Annotated in this window: 2 protein-coding genes; both read right to left on the bottom strand. The window is 67.5% G+C overall.

Annotated features, from left to right (window positions below):
- On the bottom strand, positions 1-195 hold a 195-nt coding region (locus ABTZ59_RS36965), incomplete at its 3' end, for a hypothetical protein (protein WP_351425866.1).
- Between the two features lie 310 nt (positions 196-505).
- A protein-coding gene (locus ABTZ59_RS37510; protein WP_503003868.1) for an IS630 family transposase occupies positions 506-1,569 on the bottom strand; the annotation gives its coding sequence in 2 pieces (ribosomal slippage) (positions 506-1,123 and positions 1,126-1,569; 1,062 coding nt in all).
- Between the last annotated feature and the right edge of the window lie 898 nt (positions 1,570-2,467).

Consider the following 2,467-nt stretch of genomic DNA (forward strand, 5'->3'; position numbering starts at 1 on the left):
GGCCGGCCCCAGAATCAGACGCTCCTCGAGGCGATCGGCAACCCGCGCCGTGAAGCCCACGACGCCCGCCAGCAGGCCGAGTACGCCGCCCGCCAGCGCGAGCACCAGGAGGAGCTGCGCCGCATCGCCGCACAGCACCCGGGCCGAGCGGGAGGCCAGCCGTCCGGTGTGCACTGGCTGCGGCACCAGGGTCACCGACGCACGGTGGAAGGCCATCGAGCCCGCCGGGTGGGGCGCCCCACGGGAGACCCACCCGCACCTGTGCGACGCCTGCAAGCAGCGCGCCATCACTGCCGAACGCCAAGCCGAGCGGGCCGGACCTGATCAGCAGCAGAGCCAAGCCGTGTCCGAGCAAAGGGTCACCAGTTGGCTCTCACGTTTTCGGACCTGATCATGCGGTTGGACGGGCCCGAAAAAATCTTTGTGCTCAGAGGCAGCATGACGGGGTGCTCATTCGACACCCTGACGTGAACACCTTCTTACTGACCTTGAATGCGTGATGTCGTCAGGGTGGCTGGCGTCGGAGACCGGTGCCGGTGAGGCAGCCGTTGAGGACATCGGGTCGGTACTGGAGCTGGCGTAATCCGCGCCGGACGGCAGAGATCAGGTCATCGGGGTCGGCGAAGGCGCGGTTGGCCGTGGTGGTGCGTCGCAGGACGGACCAGATGCTCTCGACCGGGTTGAGGTCGGGGGCGTAGGGCGGCAACTGGAAGACGGTGAGCCAGTCGCGGTCGGCGATGTAGCGCCGCATGCCGGCGGTGAGGTGGGTGTTCAAGTTGTCCCAGACCAGCACGATCGGACCGCCGAGCTGCTGATGCGCGCTCTGGATCAAGTCACGGTAGTCCTTCCAGGAGAAGCTCTTGCGCCCGTCGGGCCGGGCGTCCGGGCAGGGCCGGTAGATAAGCCGCGAGGGTTCACCGGTCTTGTAGCAGGCCAGGGCGGCCACCGATAAGCGGCGACGGGAACGGCCCCTGACGCGGACTACGGGGGTGTGGCCGCGGCGGGACCATGTGCGGGTGGTCGGCGGCGTCATCGAGAATCCGGCTTCGTCCTCGAAGACGAGCCAGGCGTCGAGCGCCGCCACGGTCCTTCCGCCTGGGGCCAGGTCTCCTTCATCCAGCCGTCCACGGCCGCCTCGTCTCGCTCGATGGCACGGCGGGCGGGAACCTGGCAGGTCCAGCCATGCCGTCTGAGCAGCGCGGCGACGCCCTGGACGGTGTAGCTCTTGTGGAACCGGCGCCCGATCAGGGTCTTGATCCGCGACAGCGTCCAGGTCTGGTCCGGCCAGCCATGCGCGACCGGTCCCTTGAACAGCTCTCGCTCAAGGACGGCGAAGAGTTCGTCGCTGAGCAACGGCAAGGACGCCGGCCCCTTCGAGGCCAGGGCTCTCGGCCCCTCCTGCGACCAGGCCCTGCGCCACCGTTGTACCGACCGGACGCTGACCCGCAGGTCGTGAGCGATGACCGCGTTCTCGCCGCCCTGCTGGAAGCGCTCAGCCGCCTCCAGCCGCAACTTCTCACGAAAGAACCGCCGTTCGTCGGTCAGGCCACCCCCTTGCGCATACCTCATGCACTTGGCGTACCGCAGGGATCATGACCCGTCAGCCCCACCGACACCACGCTTTGAAGGTCAGTAGCCAAAACTTCCCCCCTGACATCCGCCCGTTGCCAACGGCTCGGCAACACGTGCCACGTGGCGCAACGCGGCAGCCGAGAGGAAGTCTAGGCAATCGACAGTCAAACTCGCAGAGGAAAGGTGCTGTTCGTTGATCCCACTCCCAGGGACCCGTCACTTGGACGCCGTCCAGCGCGTGGCTCTCGCAGTGGTCTTGCTGCCTCCACTCCTCATCGTGACGGCAGCTAGCGTCCCAGCGCTGGTGGTCCTACCGTTCACCAGCGTAGGCAGCGATCGAGCCGTACGGCTCATCGGGCGTCTGACAACTTGGACACACGTCCTCCTGCGCGGATCCCGCTCCCGCGACTGAGGCCAACGGAAGCACGGGGACGACGGGGGGCGGCTTCGGAGATCGCCCGGGCACACACAGCACCGCTCTGCCACCGCCGGGAGGAGCCGCGTGCCACATTCGTGCCAGATGCAGGGGCCAGCCACGGTCAGCACCGGCGCCCCTGCAGTCGAGTAGCCGCTCACTTATTCGGCCAGCAGAGCCGCAGATCAGGCACGAGATGAACCAGCCTCTCTCCTAAAGCGGTGCTTGTGACGGGAAAGATGGGGACGGGGCTCCACTGCGTCGCCCTACCACAACAGCGTCCATGGCGTCGAGCGATTCGCGTCTCTCACCTACCGAGCGCTAGCGTTTCTGTGAGGCACCGCCGAGGAACGCCCGCAAGGGTCCCGCCAGCCGGACATGAGCAGGACCGCCATCTGCTCCGCCGCCCCTCGACCTCGGGAGGGGCGGCCCATGGTGCACCTGTCAGATCGCGCGGCAAACAACGGTTCAATGGCGAGG

It is taken from the genome of Streptomyces sp. NPDC094034 (genome assembly GCF_040303865.1).
Taxonomy (GTDB): Bacteria; Actinomycetota; Actinomycetes; order Streptomycetales; family Streptomycetaceae; genus Streptomyces.